The organism is Simkania negevensis Z (assembly GCF_000237205.1).
Lineage (GTDB): Bacteria > Chlamydiota > Chlamydiia > Chlamydiales > Simkaniaceae > Simkania > Simkania negevensis.
In genome coordinates this window covers 2,427,279-2,443,853 of the sequence record NC_015713.1, presented here as the reverse complement: position 1 = coordinate 2,443,853, position 16,575 = coordinate 2,427,279, and the positions used below count along the sequence as shown (strand labels likewise).

Annotated in this window: 15 protein-coding genes; 6 read left to right on the top strand and 9 right to left on the bottom strand. The window is 40.5% G+C overall.

Annotated elements, in window-relative coordinates:
• Positions 1 to 182: 182 nt before the first annotated feature.
• The gene (locus SNE_RS11785; RefSeq protein ID WP_013944680.1) at positions 183 to 1,403 is read right to left on the bottom strand and encodes an MFS transporter; all 1,221 of its coding nucleotides are present in this window, start codon (positions 1,401 to 1,403) and stop codon (positions 183 to 185) included.
• Positions 1,404 to 1,715: 312 nt separating this feature from the next.
• Here SNE_RS11785 and SNE_RS11780 point away from each other — a divergent pair, with 312 nt between their 5' ends.
• Positions 1,716 to 2,792 carry an Lpg1974 family pore-forming outer membrane protein gene (locus SNE_RS11780; protein WP_013944679.1) on the top strand — a complete coding sequence of 359 codons (1,077 nt, stop codon included), beginning with the start codon at positions 1,716 to 1,718 and terminating at the stop codon, positions 2,790 to 2,792.
• A gap of 103 nt (positions 2,793 to 2,895) precedes the next feature.
• Here SNE_RS11780 and SNE_RS11775 read toward each other — a convergent pair whose 3' ends face one another.
• The gene (locus SNE_RS11775) at positions 2,896 to 3,708 is read right to left on the bottom strand and encodes an IS982 family transposase (protein WP_013944678.1); all 813 of its coding nucleotides are present in this window, start codon (positions 3,706 to 3,708) and stop codon (positions 2,896 to 2,898) included.
• A gap of 379 nt (positions 3,709 to 4,087) precedes the next feature.
• Between SNE_RS11775 and SNE_RS11770 the strand changes: the two genes are divergently transcribed.
• On the top strand, positions 4,088 to 5,191 hold the full coding sequence (locus tag SNE_RS11770; protein WP_013944677.1) for a hypothetical protein: 1,104 nt from the start codon (positions 4,088 to 4,090) through the stop codon (positions 5,189 to 5,191).
• A gap of 244 nt (positions 5,192 to 5,435) precedes the next feature.
• Here SNE_RS11770 and SNE_RS11760 read toward each other — a convergent pair whose 3' ends face one another.
• The 3 genes from SNE_RS11760 to SNE_RS11750 are packed head-to-tail and all read right to left on the bottom strand — an operon-like array spanning position 5,436 to position 6,961.
• On the bottom strand, positions 5,436 to 5,711 hold the full coding sequence (locus SNE_RS11760) for an acylphosphatase (RefSeq protein ID WP_013944675.1): 276 nt from the start codon (positions 5,709 to 5,711) through the stop codon (positions 5,436 to 5,438).
• Entirely contained in the window at positions 5,701 to 6,705 is a 1,005-nt protein-coding gene (gene dusB, locus SNE_RS11755) for a tRNA dihydrouridine synthase DusB (RefSeq protein ID WP_013944674.1), read from the bottom strand. Before dusB ends, SNE_RS11760 begins: the two co-directional genes overlap by 11 nt.
• Positions 6,692 to 6,961 (bottom strand): YggT family protein, encoded by a 270-nt coding sequence (locus SNE_RS11750; RefSeq protein ID WP_013944673.1) that lies wholly within the window; start codon positions 6,959 to 6,961, stop codon positions 6,692 to 6,694. The genes dusB and SNE_RS11750 overlap by 14 nt, the downstream gene beginning before the upstream one ends.
• Before the next feature lie 232 nt (positions 6,962 to 7,193).
• Here SNE_RS11750 and SNE_RS11745 point away from each other — a divergent pair, with 232 nt between their 5' ends.
• From SNE_RS11745 to SNE_RS11730, 4 genes are read left to right on the top strand one after another with little or no spacing between them, the layout of a single operon-like run.
• A complete protein-coding gene (locus SNE_RS11745) occupies positions 7,194 to 8,711 on the top strand; it encodes a type IV pilus biogenesis protein PilM (protein WP_013944672.1) in 1,518 nt (505 codons plus the stop codon).
• On the top strand, positions 8,680 to 9,378 hold the full coding sequence (locus SNE_RS12495; protein WP_013944671.1) for a hypothetical protein: 699 nt from the start codon (positions 8,680 to 8,682) through the stop codon (positions 9,376 to 9,378). The genes SNE_RS11745 and SNE_RS12495 overlap by 32 nt, the downstream gene beginning before the upstream one ends.
• Positions 9,375 to 10,658: a toxin-antitoxin system YwqK family antitoxin gene (locus SNE_RS11735; protein ID WP_013944670.1), complete on the top strand. Its 1,284-nt coding sequence runs from the start codon at positions 9,375 to 9,377 to the stop codon at positions 10,656 to 10,658. Before SNE_RS12495 ends, SNE_RS11735 begins: the two co-directional genes overlap by 4 nt.
• Positions 10,648 to 11,187, top strand: coding sequence for a 5-formyltetrahydrofolate cyclo-ligase (locus tag SNE_RS11730; RefSeq protein ID WP_013944669.1), 540 nt, complete (start codon positions 10,648 to 10,650; stop codon positions 11,185 to 11,187). The genes SNE_RS11735 and SNE_RS11730 overlap by 11 nt, the downstream gene beginning before the upstream one ends.
• Positions 11,188 to 11,279: 92 nt before the next feature.
• On the opposite strand, the gene SNE_RS11725 is transcribed toward SNE_RS11730, so the two are convergent.
• The 4 genes from SNE_RS11725 to SNE_RS13265 form a co-directional block, all read right to left on the bottom strand.
• Entirely contained in the window at positions 11,280 to 13,370 is a 2,091-nt protein-coding gene (locus tag SNE_RS11725; RefSeq protein ID WP_013944668.1) for an alpha/beta hydrolase family protein, read from the bottom strand.
• A gap of 365 nt (positions 13,371 to 13,735) precedes the next feature.
• The gene (locus SNE_RS11720; RefSeq protein ID WP_197535198.1) at positions 13,736 to 14,125 is read right to left on the bottom strand and encodes a VOC family protein; all 390 of its coding nucleotides are present in this window, start codon (positions 14,123 to 14,125) and stop codon (positions 13,736 to 13,738) included.
• A gap of 80 nt (positions 14,126 to 14,205) precedes the next feature.
• Positions 14,206 to 16,296 (bottom strand): alpha/beta hydrolase family protein, encoded by a 2,091-nt coding sequence (locus SNE_RS11715; protein WP_013944665.1) that lies wholly within the window; start codon positions 16,294 to 16,296, stop codon positions 14,206 to 14,208.
• A gap of 16 nt (positions 16,297 to 16,312) precedes the next feature.
• Positions 16,313 to 16,453: a hypothetical protein gene (locus SNE_RS13265; protein WP_013944664.1), complete on the bottom strand. Its 141-nt coding sequence runs from the start codon at positions 16,451 to 16,453 to the stop codon at positions 16,313 to 16,315.
• Positions 16,454 to 16,575 lie beyond the last annotated feature (122 nt).

The following is a 16,575-nucleotide window of genomic DNA, read 5'->3' as shown; positions in this document are numbered from 1 at the left end:
CGTTCTTTTCACTCTTTTTGACTCGAAAAGGACCGTTTGACTCTTTCCATCGGCAAAAATACCGAGAATTTTGGAGAACTTTCTCTTCTGAGGCTAAGCAAAAATAAACCCAGAGTTCAGGTTATTTGAGTATAGTTCAGATACAATCTATGCAACGCTCACAGGCTTCTTCCCGTTGGGCATCATTTAACATACCGTTTACAGTAATAGAGCATAATTATTGAGCTGAAAACAACTAAGATCCCACCTGTAGCAATGAGAGGCATAACACCAATATGAGGAACAAGGTTTGGAGAGAACCCCGTGATAATAAATGCAAGGGCAACGACTGCTCCTGTGATTCCTAATGCCCACCCTTGTTGATCTTCACTAACTGCATGAGAGAAGGAGGTTAAGATAGCAGACCAAGCAATGTTTGCAGAAGCTGCTAGCGGTATGACCAAGAGCCATAGAAGCCATTGAACTGAGGAAGCGGAAAGAAGTAGCTGCGAAACTCCTAAAATGAAAAGAAAAATCCAGACAACCGTTTCGATACGAAAACGTTTGGAAAGAGCAGGAATTAAGAATAATCCAAGGCCTAACCAGATTCCCATAAATGAATTGAAAATTCCCATTCCAAAGGTGGTGTAATCAAAAAAGCGCTGAAAATAGATAAGGATAAGTTGAATGAAAAGGCCAATTCCTAATTGATGAAGGAGAAAAACACAAGTTAAGTTTCGGATGGGAGGATGTTTTGCAGCTTGAACAAACACTAAAATCACACGCAGGGGATGAATTTTTTTGTCACTTGGAATAAATGATTCGTGAAAAGCAAAACCAAGCCAAGCAAAAGCAAACAATGCTAGGATTCCTGCAATATAGAAAGGAAAAGCATCGCTAAAAAATCCAAATACTTTTGGATCAGAAAGAAGTCCTCCCATTAAAGGACCTAAAACGAACCCAATACTTTGAACAAGTACGACGAAACTCATATGGATGGCTTTATTTTCTCGTGTGCTCAAATCGGCAATAGCTGCCATGGTTGTCGGTAGGCTTGCTGCAGTGATCCCGGTTAAAGCCCGTCCTACAAAAAGAAGAGAAAGACTTTGCGACTGCGTTCCAACTCCCATGAGTGCAAACCCAACGCAAAACCCACCCATGCACAACATGAGAACTTTTTTTCTTCCTGTAATATCTGAAAGATCTCCCATAAAAGAAGATCCAAAAAACATAAAAAACGGATAAAGAACAAGTCCAATTGCAAGATAGGCATATCGGAGTTTATCAGGAGTTGTGCTCGAAAAAAAATCTCCTGTTGTAAATAGGGCAGTTAATACTGGCAGCGCTAAACTAAAGCCTAATATATCAACTAAAACTGCAAATAAACATGGCGCGATAACTTTAAAATTAAAAGAAGTTTTCATTCGTATCCTCATGGTCAAAATGAAAAGAAAAAGCTGCTCAAGAATTATACTCAAACAACTTCAAAAATTGGATTTTCGGCTGCGCCAAAGCACCGTAATTAGCCGATTTTAAGTGACACCATATTCCTAATATTAGGCCACTTAAAATCGACGAATTCCGAAAGCTTTCGCGTTGCCCAAAACCAATTTTTGAAGTTGTTTGAGTATAAAGAAATCAAATAAATCCTTTAATACTCGATAGGTTTTCTTGAAATAAATCGTTTTTTGTTTATTGTTTAATTAGCATGTAAAAAGTTTGCAAAAAAGTTCATTGTGAAAAAGTTTTTAATTATTTTGCTTTTTCTTTGTTTTATAAAAACAGCCTCGGGATACACTCTCGAGTCGAATTCATCACGCATTACAAGATTAGAAAAAGAAGTAGAAGAACTTCAAGAAAAACTTCACGAACTTTTAGTTGAACAAGCAAGGCCAAGTGCAAATCCAAGTATTATTGGGGATGTTTACTTTGTGACATTTGATGTACTTTATTGGTATGCGCGCACAAACGGAACACAGTTTGCTTATAGTAATAGTTCGACATTGACTACGATGCCGTTAAAAGGTCGCACAAAAGATATTCATTTTACTTGGGAATGGGGACTTCGCGCAGGGATTGGAAAAAACTTAGATCATGATAAGTGGGACCTATATGCTTCTTTTACTCTTTATCGTCCTCATTCTTCTGGAACATCTAGCGCAGGTCGAAATAGCACGTTAATTCCACTTAAAGGAGCGACGCTCATTAATGCTGGTGTGAAGCGGGCTCGCTCGACATATGCGCTCAATACATATCAAATTGATGTAGAATTAGGACGTCATTACTTTGTCAGTTCTAAACTCTCATTTCGTCCGTTTGCAAGTGTTAAAAACGCTTGGATGAAACAACAGCAAATTGTTCGCTATACAGGGGGATCAATTGGGAATAACACATCCCATGTAGAAGATCATTGTGATTTCTGGGGAATTGGTCTGCGTGGAGGGATCAACTCAAAATGGCACTTAGGAGAAGGAGTCTATTTAGAAGGGCTGTTTTCCGGTGCGTTGCTTTATGGATATTTTGACATCGATCATCGTGAAAAATTGACAGCCAATCCCCATGACACAATCAAGCTAGACGATAACAAACATCGCTTCGTTCCGACAGTGCAATGGCGTTTTGGGATCGGTTGGGGCACCTATTTCAATGATCGAAAAAATCATCTCGATCTCGAAATGGCCTACGAGGGTCAATACTGGTGGCGTCTTAACCAAATGATCAATATCTATGAGTACAACGCCTTTCGGTATGACAACTTAAGCGATGATATCTCAATGCATGGTCTCACCCTCATGGTGAAGTTGCACTTCTAGGAGGTGTTCTCACGAGTTTTCAAGTAAGAATAAAAGCTGTCCGAATAGTCCTATTAGCATCCATAATCATTATAATTTTATTTTTATAACCCAAGTTGCTACCTCAAAAAGTGATAGAAAAAGAAGCAATTAACATCATCAGTTTCAAGATAAATCCTCGATCAGTTACAGCATGAATATGCTTAGGTAACCAAGATGAGATTCTACTAAACGTTGATTCTATTTTCTTCCGTATCCTTCTGCCATAACGGTGATAAATAAAGCTTTGTCCCTTGCGGGAATTTTTTCTTCTTTCTGTGATGAGATGAAGATCCTTTTCAATGAGCGCTTTTTCATGCTCTGATGAAATATAAGCCTTATCTCCAAGGATGATAGAACCTTTAAGAAGAGATCCAAGGTAGATTTTTTTAAAGGCTGTCAAATCGTGAGTCGAAGCTGATGTCAATAAAAACTCCCTAGGCTTCCCTTGGAAGGTTGTCAAAACATGAACTTTGAGTCCTGTAAACCAAGCTTGTTTACTTGCGTTATAACCGATGTATTTTTGGTCTGTGAAAAGAGCGCGCCTATTAGAACGAACATTATGGCATACAGAAACAGGGAAGCTATCAATTAAAAAGCCTTTTGAATAAGGCTCAACTTGATAAGAAAGATGGGCAACAATGAGATGCCAAAAAAATGAAGGAACATCATGTAATCTTCGATTAAGTCTACTCTTACTCAAGATGTTAGTGATATATCCATGTTCATATAAAAATACCCTAGAGGTCTCGAGATTACCTTGAAAAAAGCGCCAAGAAACAAGACCAACGGTGATAACTTCAGCTAAAGTCATATGAGACTGGGGCTCGTCATTCCAAGAAATAGCTTTAAGAAAATCATCGACGTGACAAAAAATAGAGATGATTGCATTTTGCATCGTTTCCCTCGCGGTTGTTTTTTTTGTGGTAAAAAAGAATTTAAACCAAGAGGGATTTTTTTTTGCAAAAATTTAATGATTAACAATTTAAAGAAATTTAGAAGTGTGCTTATCTAGGTAGCAACTTGGGTTTTTATATTTAGCATTCAAAAAATGGATTGATTTTATTGCTTTGTTCTGACATGATTTTATTCGCATTATACTCAAATTACTTCAAAAGTTGGTTTTGGGCAACGCCAAAGCACGGTAATTTGCCGATCTTAAATGACCTCATATTCTTAATATTAGGTCATTTAAGATCGAAGAATTCCGAAAGCTTTCGCGTTGCCCAAAACCAACTTTTGAAGTAATTTGAGTATAAAATGAGGGAAATTAAAAAATGCAAATTACAGTCTTATTAGAATCAGCAAAAGTTGCGATCCATTGGGATCACATTCTATCTCCAAATCATCCAACTTCTGGCAAAGAAACGAGTGATTCTTGGTTAGGGACAGCAAAAAGAGTCGCAGGGCAGGCAATATTTGTGTATTCCACCGCTTTGGTCGGATTTAAAACATCGTTGTTTCTATTTGCTTTTGGGGGAGCCTACCACTTTTACAAAGCCTACCAAAAAATTCAAGTGAGCGAAAACGATACCACTGCAGTAGGAGACACCCATGAATCGGAAAACCCAGAAGAAGTGAGCCAAAACAATCAACTTGGTATCGCGGCAATACTTAAAGCAAACGAGGCTGGTAAAAAAATTGGATTACTCATTGGTCGTGATTTTAACCAACCCGTACCTCAAGAAAAAGGATGGCTTTCGGTTGACGGTAATATTGAAGGCAATCCAATGAAGTTCGATGAGTTAGCAAGTCGCATTGATCTTAAGATGGATTTTGATAACATAGAAACGATACAAAAGTTAAAGGGTCTATTCGATAAAGTTGTTGTAGATTTTTCGACGTTAAAATTTCTTAGTAAGACCCGTGATGATTTTCACACATTACTTAAACAGCAACCTAGTTCTGTATTAATTGTGGAAACTGAATGTACGGTTGCTTTAAACCCATCCCGACTTGAAAAAGAAAGGAGCGAAGATAGGCGCTTATTTGATGAGTGGAAAGCAAAACAAACATCTGCAGCGATTGAAGATCAAAAAAGGGTGTTTTCTGATCAAATGGATTCTACGGATAAAGAGTTAAATGAAAGAGACCCTACCTATTGTGAAAGAGCTTTTAAACTCCACATCCTAAATAAACACTACCCCAATCGTTACAGGGCAGCAAAAGAAGCTACGTGTATCAGTCAAGAACGGGCGCGTCATTTATATAAACAGCACTTTAATTGCGTAAAATTATTTCATAAAACCTCGTTTCCTACTCGCAAAGGAATGGGCCGCGGAGAAGTCGGAACATTTTTCGAGCTTTCGAACCCTGTTGGAGAAAGTTCAAAAGAGCGGAAAAGAAAATTCGAAAGTTGGCGTAGGTTTGAAATTGTTTAATTTTGAGTTTGACAAAGTCTAAACTGGTGCTCACATAAGGAAAGTCCCGATATGGCATAAGAATTTTTCATGTGTTTTTGTGACAAATCTGTCACTTTTTACAAGTTAAAAGTGACAGATTTGTCATTTTTGATGAGATTCAAGAAGTGCCAAAAGCTTTCATCAGCTGAAAGTCCTTTCAGGAAGATTGCCCTGAATGACATCTGTATAGTTCAAGAAAATAAAGCGCACTGTATCTTGCAGGTTAACGAATGATGCGAAAGTCTGAGCAGTGATGCTCAGCAGTTGAGTTGGTCATTTGGACTTGCGTGATTTCGATGGGGTAAGGCTCGCTTTTCATGGCAGCAAGAAGCTTCTTAGCTTCATCTTCTGTTCCTACGACGCAGATTTCAACCTGGCCACTTTTTAGATTACGGACTGTTCCTTTGATTCCCAATCGGTCGGCATGCCCTTTTGTTTTCGCCCTGAAAAATACCCCTTGCACAGTGCCGGCGACAACAATGCGGTATTCACGAAGCATAACAAAATTCCTTCGTTTGACTCCAATCATACCCTTCGATGAGAGCAATCATTTCTTCCATCGATTTTGATTTATTGATCTGCTCGCGCAGCGCTTTCGTTCCTTTTCCTAAACGGAGAAACCAACAGCCGACGCGTCGGGTGTCTAAAATCGCTTTTTTTTCGATTTGGTACATCCGGATGTAGTCAATGTGCTTGAGGAGATGGTCACGGATCATTTCACCGTTGACTTCTAAGAGAGGTTGTCCATTGTCAAGCCGTTTGACATCTTCAGCAATCCACGGTTGGCCCATGGTTCCTCTTGAAGCTAAGATCGCATCGCACCCACTTTGCTCAAAGAGAGCCAGTCCATCTTGAGCGCTAAAGACATCTCCATTCCCAATCACATAAATAGATTTGGCAACTTCTTTACATTGTCGGATGATGTCCCAATCGGCTTTACCTGTGTACTTTTGGACTCGAGTCCGTCCATGGATCGCAATTGCTGTTGCGCCGGCTTCTTCTGCGATCCGGGTAATTTCTGGAGCGTTGAGAGAGTCTTGGTCCCAGCCAGCGCGGATCTTCACCGTCACGGGGATTTTAACGGCGGCAACCATATTGGAAATCACCTCTCCAATGAGTTGAGGGTTTTTCAGCATTCCAGAGCCACTCCCATCCTTTGTAACTTTGTCGACGGGGCAGCCACAATTCAAGTCCACAACATCAAACCCAAGGTCTTCAATGATCCGAGCTGTAGGGCCAGCAAGCTCCGGTTTACTCCCACATAATTGGGCTCCAATCGGCCGCATCGAGTCTCGGTAGTCGAGAATGTGGTAAGTGCTCGGTTCATGACGGATCAAAGCATCCATTTTCACCATTTCGCAGTACATGAGCCCAACCCCATAGAGGGAGGCCATTTGGCGAAACGGAAAATCTGAACATCCCGCAAGAGGCGAATAAAAAACGTTGGAAGGGAGAATCAACGACTTGAATTTGATGGGCTTAACGTACCGCATATAGAATCAGCATCATCAAAAATTTTTCGACAAGTTTGAGAACAAAAAACGCAATCAGAGGACTGAGGTCAAGCACACCTCCAATAGGAGGGATGAAGCGGCGAAAGATGTTGATATACGGGTCAGTATAGTGTGCGATGAACTGCATGAACCGGGTGCGTTGGAAATTGGGAAACCACGATCCAAGTACACGGATCAAAATCATCAGTGTGTAAATGAGGAAGAAAAGACGAATAGCAGAAATGACGTAATACATGAAGCCAAGTTTACCAGCTGTGCGATTAGAAAAAAATGGCTTATTTTCGATTTTGCCACAGAGATCGTAGAGGGCGCAGGGTGGGGCTAATTTTTCTGCCCAATCTGTGACTCTGTGGTGAATGAAAAACAGGCCTTCGCAAAATGCCTATATAAAAAAAAATTGAGAGTTCTTTGAATTTTCCTTTTTTCTTTCAATTCGTTTATATTAAGGGGAATTATTGGAATCGACTATGCAAAAAGTTGGAATTTATAAAGATGGAGATAAGCTGAAAGTCGCTGCCCTTAGCGATGAGGCCCTTATCGAGCGGCTTGACCATCCTGCTCAGTTTTCTGAAGAAGACTGGGAAGGGGTTTTCGTCACCGGGATTGAAGGGGATAAGGTGCTCGTTAGGCACATTGAATCGCCGTTAAAGAAAAAGCGAGCCCTGGAGAAAACACTTCCTTTCCAACTAGAAAATCTGATTCCTTTTGAGCTAGACGAAGTTGTCGTACGCCCTATCTACCAAATTGGAAAGGAGAAGACTCGAGCGACATTCTTTGTCACTTCAAAGGAAACGCTTGAGAAACATGTGATCCAGCAAGAAGGAATCGATCCTGCATGGGTTTCGTGCATTCCTATGGCACTTTGCCGATTTGCCGAGTTCACAAAGCAAGATAAAGAAGCTCTGATTGTTTTTTACGTTGGAAAGAAAACCACTGAAATCGTCTCAATTTTTCAAGGTACTTTGAAACACAATATCACCTTAAGAATAGGTCTTGATGATTTAGAGGCAGCGTATAAGCAAGATCGGATGGGGGAAAAAGAATCTGAAAGAGTTCACTCGATGCGCCTCCTGAATTTGCAAACTCTTTCTCAAGAGCAATACCCACATTTAATCAGGGCATTAGAAGGTTTTAAAAGAGAAGTCGATCGTGCTTTTTGTTTTCTACACCATAAACAAGAGCTGAGTGAGTTACAATTTCTACTCTTTGCAGGCGAGACAAATGAAACGTTGCAATTAGAAGACTGGATGATACAGTGGGAAACCTTTTCTTACTCTGTTCTCCCGACACAAGGGCACCGCGGCTATGATCCGAATATAGTGAAGACATACGCCGTTCCCATTGGGCTTGCATTCGATGCGATCAAACAAGATCGAAAAAGTATTCAGTTTCGTCAAGGTCAGTGGATTGCTCCTGAAGTTTATACCTCGATTAAAAGCAAAATTTTCAAAGGGGTTTCGCTTTGTCTTGCAGCTGCGGCTGCCTTATATATTGTCGGACATGTGATTTATACAAAAAAAGAGAAAGCATTTTTGGAAGACATTCATCAGTTTGTGCAAACTTATCAAAAAGACATTCCTAAACTTGAAAAAATTGCCCGGATTCCTTCAACCCAAGAAAAAATTCATTTTCTCAATCGCAATATCAAAGTGATGAAAAGCGATTTTGGATATTTTACCCCGCCAACGCTCGTTTCAGATGTTTTAGCTTTTTTAAGTGAGAATCCTCATTTGAATCGACAAGAAGGTGAAAAAAAGATGGTCATCGATCAACTTAAGTACGAACTATTGGATTATCCTTCAGTTCAAAAACCCTTTCAATCGTACCAAGTGAAAATCACTGTTGTCTTTTCTTCCCCAGAATCTGTTTGGGCACGCGAATTTCACGATGCAATTGTAGAGGATGAAAATTGGGTAGATCCCGATGGAGAAGTCACCTGGAAAAGAGAGAAAAATGTCTATACGTTATCGTTTATTCTCAAATAAAGAAGCATTTAAAGCTGCTTGGCAAGGGCAACGAAAACGTTTAAAGCCAAAGTTGCTTTTGCAAAACCCCATTTTTATTGGAGCGCTTTACGCGTTTTCACTCATTCCCTTTTTGTTTGGAGTGATGCTCATCAAAGATCGATTTGGAAAGTTAGCAGAAAATCAAAAACATTTTAAACAAATTGAATGGCGTGCAAAACGGCTCGTGCAAACGCACCAATCGCGCAATCAGTTTTTAGAAAAATATAAACAAGTGGACCCTTACTATCTCAGCCATGCAACAGAGAGTTTGGTCTTTTTAAAACCTGAAATCGATGCGTTAAAAGTCATTTATGGACATCCCACTTTTCAATCCTGCCCTGCAGTAAAGAATCGCCTAACAGCCCTCACAAAAGGAGAAAATAGGTTAGTTTTCGAAGAGAAGGGAAGAGAAGTCTCGAAATTGATTGAAGAAATGCGCTACACTCAAGTCAAACCCGTTGAAGTAAATGGAGAAGACATCAAGAATATCTTATCGATAATAGAGGGTGTTTCGATAAAACCTTACGAACCTCCACCCTTCCGACCTCAACTTGTGATCAAGCGTTTTGATTTAAAAAGGGAATCTTTGTTAGGAAGAGAGAGTTACTTTTTAGAAATGGATTTAATTAAAAGAGAGCCGCTATGAGCCTTAAATATTGTTTTGGAATTTTAATTCTTGTTGGTTTTCTGACTGGATGTCACAACCAAAGTGAGCACACATCCCAGCTCATGAGCATTCAGATTTATGACCGCAATGGCTTTAAGGAAACAATCACTTCTGCTGATCGCTTAAAAATGTATCAAAAAGCCGATTTCACTGATCCGCAACCCTATGCACGAGTTGTGCGCATTTATTCTCGTACAGAAGAGGGCAAGACCCCCTCTCGACTGACAACTTATCACGAAAACGGGGAAATTTGGCAGTATTTAGAAGTTGTTAATGGACGTGCATGCGGAATCTACCGTGAATGGCACCCGAATGGAAAGCTTCGTCTCGAGCTCACTGTCATAGAAGGAATGGGTGACCTCTCAGAAGATGCGCAACTTGGGTGGGTTTTTGATGGATTTAGTCGCGCTTACGACGAGCAAGGACGATTACAAGCTGAGTTTTATTATGATAAGGGGCTCATGCAGGGAACAGCTCTTTACTATTTTCCAAATGGAAAACTTCAGCAACAAATTCCTTACGAAGAAGGGGTGATTGATGGAGACTGTCTTATTTATAGTGAGCAAGGACAGATCATTGGAAAGAGTACATTTGTTTCTGGTCAGCAACAAGGACTCGCAACTTTTAAAGGGGATGCTTATTCCCCACCCTATACTGAAACCTATCGCGATGGACGCCTTCTTGAAGGAGTTTACCACGATTTTTCAGGGAGGATCGTTTGCCAAGTCAAAGATGGCTTTGGGAAAAAAGCTATTTTTGCACGAGGACACCTGTTTGCTTTAGAAGAGTATCAAGCGGGTATTGCCGAAGGAGAGATGCAGCTTTACAATGAAAAGGGACGTTTAGAAAGTTCCTTTCAGATTAAAGATGGCATGAAACATGGTCAAGAATGGGTTTATTATCCAGCACCTGAGGGGAAAGAGCCCCAACCTAAACTTTGCATCACTTGGGTTGAAGATCAAATTCATGGTATTTCTCGCACTTGGTACCCTAGTGGCAGTCTCGAAAGCGAACGAGAAATGTATGAAAACCAAAAACATGGCATCTCATCTGCATGGTACAAAGATGGAACGTTACGTCTAATCGAAGAATATGACCATGATAAGCTCCTTTCGGGAACTTATATGAAGCGAGGCGATAGTCATCCTGTTTCTTCTGTGGAAGATGGAGCGGGAATCGTCACCCTTTATGATCCGGACGGCTTATTTATGAAACGGATCACTTATGAAAAAGGTGGACCCGTTTTAGATGAACCCTAAACTAGAATTGCGTCGCCAACTTATTGAGCGGCGCCTTGAAATTTCTCCCCATCGGCGTAACGAAGCTCGGAAAGAAGTGATCAAAAAGCTTTTGCCGAAGCTTCATGAGTTCCGGTGCATTCTTTCTTTTGCGAGCAAAAAGGAAGAAATTGACCTTTGGCCACTCAATAAAGCTCTTGCTAAAGACAAAAAACTTTGCCTGACAAAAGTGGAAGGTGAGAGATTAAGCATTTTTCAAGTGATTGACATTGAATTAGATCTTGCTGAATCAGGGCGTTGGCAATTGAAAGAGCCCGTCTCCAGTCGTTGCAGTCCGATTGATCCAAAAGAACTCGATTGCGTTCTCGTTCCTGGGCTTGGCTTTGATAAGTGTCATCATCGAATTGGCTACGGGATGGGCCATTTTGACCGCTTTCTTCCTCAAGTGTCGTGCCCTATCTATGGGATTGGATTCCGAGAACAATTTCTCGAGACTCCCATCCCAGTTGAAAAGCACGACATCTCACTTACTGAAGTTTTCTATTTTTAACCTAAGCTCTGGGTTTATTTTGCTTAGTCTCAGGAGAGAAAAATCCCTGAGAATGAGTGAATGAAACCCAGAGTTCAGGTTTTTAGTTCATCTTAGATAGTGCTGGTTCTTTTGGCTTGGATCAGTTTTTCGGTAAAATTTTGATTCCCAAGCGTTTTCGAAAACGAAATCGCATCATTGAGCAAGTGGTTGTGCTCTTCGGCTGAAAGTCGATCTCGCAATCCAAATGGCTGCCATATAGGGCTCGAATCTTCAGAATTCATGATTTGATAGATGGCTGCAAAGTCTTCATTTTCCACAGCTTTAAATACCGCGAGCACACTCTTTTCATTAGCTGTCAGAGAGTCTGCTTGGTAAGGTTTTTGAGTGTACACTTCAAAAACTTCCTCAGACGTTCTCGGGGCTTCTGGGAAAAGACTTGCTGAAAGGGAAAACCTTTTAAAGATTCCATCGATACTTTTTGCAACATCTTGATCTGTCCACCAATCAGTGACGTGAGTTCCGCCAGTGATTGTAAGATAATGACCCATAGGGTTGCGGCGGATAGCTGTTTCAATTTCATCAAGCTCCCAGCTTGGGACCATCTCATCACCACCGTAACCTTTTTCATCAGGAATACCAATGGTATAAATTTGAAGTCCATGGTTATGCCTTAAGTTTTCTACAACGTTATAAGAAGGTAAAACCGTGGAAGTCACTCCAGAGACGAGAGGTGCTATATAGGGGACAACGCCACTGAAAGTCTTAAGCCAGCTATCATTTCTCTCATCTTCAGCAGCTTTTTTTGCTTTTGATAAGACAATCCCTTTTGCTGCTCCAGAAAAGGTATTTGGGGCTTGATCAACCCATACGTGAGAAGCTGGGAACATCTTTGCAGCTTCTGAAGAAGGTAGACCTCCAGCACATTGCCCTTTAAAGACGAGCTGATTTTGACGGAGTCCTTTTTCTTTTATTAAATATTGACCTGCTGTGCGAATTGCTTCTGTCATGCCTTCTTGGCTATTGCTACCCTCGCTGAGTCCTTTGCCTGCATTGTCGTAGGCTAGGACATTGACACCAGCAAAAAGGAAAGTGAGAATTTCGTGTGAATAGGAAGTAAAACTGTTCGTTTGGTTCATTGAAAGAATCACTGTCGCACGCTCTGCATCAAGAGCTGGTTGTATGACCGGCCTTGAGGAAAGACAAACTGATTCAAGGCTACTTAAGTGTTTCGATTCCATAACCGCCATTGCTGATTCAACAGCTGGATTTTCAACAAAGTAGACTTTGCCTTCATGGCGGATCATGTTCCACGCAGAGTTTTCAATTTTTAAGCCCTTGCCACCGCTTAAAGCTCCACTAAACAGTTCGAAAGCCTCTTCTGCATGTGCTTCGTCAAAAACATAAGCTTTCGACCGAAGAGGTTCATTACTAAAGAAGAAAAATGTCCGACCAAATTCGGGAGCATTTTCAATTTGAACAGAATCCTTGTGAGTTTCAAGCTTGAGTGTGTGTTTATCCAACTTTGGAATTAAAATAAGATTTTGTTTCATTGAATTGAAATGCCACCATGAAGCAGGCTGAAAAGGCTGCATGCTATTTTCCCAATGGAGATCATAACCCATTTGTTGGCAAAATTTGAGAAAATCGCCAGGATTTTTAAATTCAGATTCTAGTTCCGCGTTATAAGGGATACGTACACCATCTGCACGCATCTCAGAAGCGTTTGTTTTAATTGTGACTGGCTGAGCTCGTTCGAAAAACGAGTGGTTGAGTTGAAGCTCGAGAGAGGTTGCTTGTCCTCCCATTTTTTCGACCGTTTGATGAAAGTTTTTCACATCAAAATGGAAAGCAGAAATTTGATCACCAATCCTCGTTGTTAAAGTCAACGCTTCTCCTCCAATTTTTTGATACTGGTTGAGTTTTCCTGCAACAAGTCGGTCTTTATCCCAATTAATCGTTGCTCCTCTTAAAACAGCCCGAGAGTTGATAAAGCTTGTTGCTACAGTTCCAAAACCTGGTGTTGCTTCTTGATTGCCAAACTTTTTTGTTTCGAAAACACGAGTTGAAGTCGCTGTTTCTAGCCCTGTAGTAGCAGCAACTTCTGTGATTTTTCCTTCTTCGGGTGTTGTTGATCGTCTTGATTCTTCAAGATGTGAAATCGATCCTCCACTTGCAGATAAGACTGGCCGTACTTCTGACATGGTTTCTCCCCTTTTTTTCGTTTAGAATTAAGGGGAAAATGTTCAGCATGGCTTGATCAAATGGCGTTTGCCAAATCAAGAAAGTAGCTGTGTTTGAAATGTTGATAGAATAATTAAGAGCACAGGCTGAATCTCCTGTTTTAATTTTTATCATTTTCAAATCTCCCCAATCTTTTTTATAAATAATATTATAACACAATAATAATTTAACTGTTATTATTATTTTTTAAAATCATATGATGTTAACAGTTAACGGCATAAAAAAGCCGCCCTTTCAAAGGGCGGCTTTACTGGACTGACATAGAACTTTTTCTATGAGCTAGAATGGATTTTTCTATAAACAGTTAATTTTTAAGATTTTTAGTCTATCTCATTGATTCCCAAAGTCCTAAGACATTACCTTGGGGGTCGGCGATATAAGCGTAGTAACCCATGTTCGGAATTTCGACTTTAGGCATGATGAGCTTGCCCCCATTAGCGATGACTTTTTTGATAAAGGTATCCACAGAATCGACTTGAATAGCAATGACGGGAGCTTTGACGTCATCTGTGCGTTTCATCATCCCCCCATTGATCGCGCCAGGTTCTTTAGGCATTCGGTTTTCATCAACAGCAGTGGTACGCACTCCAATGTATCCCATCTCGGGCATATCAATGAGATCCCACCCAAAAATTGAATAGAATTCTTTAGCAGCTTCCATATCGTCAACAGGGATTTCAAAGTGAACAACTTGATTCATGACTTTTGTACTCATCCTTTTTCTCCGTAGAAATTTGGTTTGGGAAAAAGATACAGAAAGGCCCACTGCTTTGCAAGCAGTGGGCCTATGACATTTTAGATTGTGAGATTTTTCTTAGCGAGCATCAGTCTTTCAGTAAAAGCTTGATGGCCGAGCGTTTTCGAAAACGAAATCGCATCGTTGAGTAGGCGCTCATGATCAGTGGTCGAAAGGAAGTCTCGGAGCCCTAATGAATGCCAAGGTGTCACAGCATCTTCCCAATTCATAATTTTATCAATTGCTGCAAAGTCTTCGTTTTCCACAGCTTCGAACACCGCGAGCACACTCTTTTCAGTAGCTGTCAGAGAGTCTGCTTGGTAAGGTTTTTGAGTATACGCTTCAAAAACTTGCTCAGGTGTTTTAGGAGTTTCTGGGAAAAGACTTGCTGAAAGAGAAAATCTTTTAAAGATTTTATCGACACTTTTTGCAACACCTGGATCTAACCACCAATCAGTGACGTGTGTTCCACCAGTGATTGTAAGGTAGTGGCCCATAGGGTTGAGGCGGACAGCTTTCTCAATTTCGTCACGCTCCCAACTTGGAACCATTTCATCACCGCCGTAACCTTTTTCATCAGGAACACCAATTGTGTAAATTTGAATTCCATGGTTTTCTTTGAGATTATCTACAACATTGTACGAAGGTAAAGCCAGTGAAGCAACACTTGAAACAAGAGGAGCGACATAGGGGATAATCCCACTAAAGGTTTTAAACCAGCTGCTATCATTCGTGTCTTCGGAAGCTTCTTTTGCTTTTTGAAGCGCGATTCCCTTTGCTGTTCCAGAAAAGGTATTTGGCGCTTGGTCAACCCATACGTGAGATGCTGGAAACATCTTTGCTGCCTCTGAAGAAGGTAGACCTCCAGCACATTGACCTTTAAAGAGAATTTGATTTTGTCTGAGCCCTTTTTCTTCTCTTAAGTATTGCCCTGCTGAGCGAATCGCTTCTGTCATTCCTTGCTCGCTATTACTACCCTCGCTGAGCCCTTTACCCGCATTGTCATAGGCCAAGACATTGACACCAGCAAAAAGGAAAGTGAGAATTTCATGTGAATAGGAAGCAAAACTGTTTGTTTGGTTCATTGAAAGAACCACTGTCGCACGCTCTGCGTCTAGCTTTGGTTGTATGATCGGTCTCGAAGAAAGGGTGATTGATCCAAGGCCTTTTAAGTCTTTCATTTCCATAAAATTCATTGCCTGTTCTACTGCAGGGTTTTCAAGAAAGTAGACTTTGCCTTCGTAAGAAATCATGTTCCAGGATGAGTTTTCAATTTTTAACCCCTTGCCACCGTTTAATGCTCCACAAAAGAGATTAGAAGCTTCTTCTGCATGCGCTTCGTCAAACACATAAGCTTTTGATCGAAGAGGCTCATGACTAAAAAAGGTAAATGACATACCAAATTCGGGGGCGGTTTCAACTTGAATTGAATTGGATTGGATTCCAGTTTTGAGTAAGGGGGTATCAAACTTTGAAACTAAAATGAGGTTTTGTTTCATCGAATTAAAATGCCACCATGAAGCAGTCTCAAAAGGTTGCATCCCATTTTCCCAATAAATATCATAGCCCATCTTTTGGCAAAACTTGAGAAAGTCACCAGGATTTTTAAATTCAGATTCTAGTTCAGCACTATAGGGTATGCGTACACCGTCTGCACTTTTCTCACCTGTTCCTGTTTTCACATTGACAGGCTGCGCCCTTTCAAAAAACGGGTGATTAAGTTGAACTTCGAGAGAAGTAGCTTTGCCGCCCATTTTTTCGATTTCTTGATGGAAATTTTTTACATCAAAATGGAAAGCGGAAATTCGATCACCAGTCTTTGTTGTCAGAGTCAAAGGTTCGCCACCAATTTTCTGGTACTGGTCGAGCTTTCCTGAGACGAGACGTTCTTTGTCCCAATTGAGTGTTGCACCTCTTAATACAGCCCGAGAATTGATAAAGCTAGTTGCTGTAGTCCCATAGCCTGGTGTCGACTCTTGTTTTCCAAACTCTTTTGGTTGATAGACACGAGTTGAAGTTGAGGTTTCTAATCCCATTGATGCTGCAACTTCAACGGTTCTTCTGTCCCCAGATGCTTGTGGTCTTGTTTCTTCTCTAATAGTAGGTAGAGCGATTCCTCTGCCGGAGTCTAGTGGACGTGTTTCAGACATTGTTTCTTCCCTTTCTTTAAAAGTTCAAAATCAAGGGGAAAAAACCCAGCATGACTTGATCAATTGGCTCTTGCCAAATGAGCAAAATGGCTGTATTTGGAATGATATTGAAGTAATTAAGTGAGATGGCAACGCTGCCTTGTTTACTCCCTTTCATAGCTTCCCCAAGCTTCTTATATTTAATGTAATTAATATTATAGCAAAATATTTAATTAATATTAACTATTATTTTAAATTAATTATTAAGTTGTTGTATTGCAATAAATTATAGAAAAATGA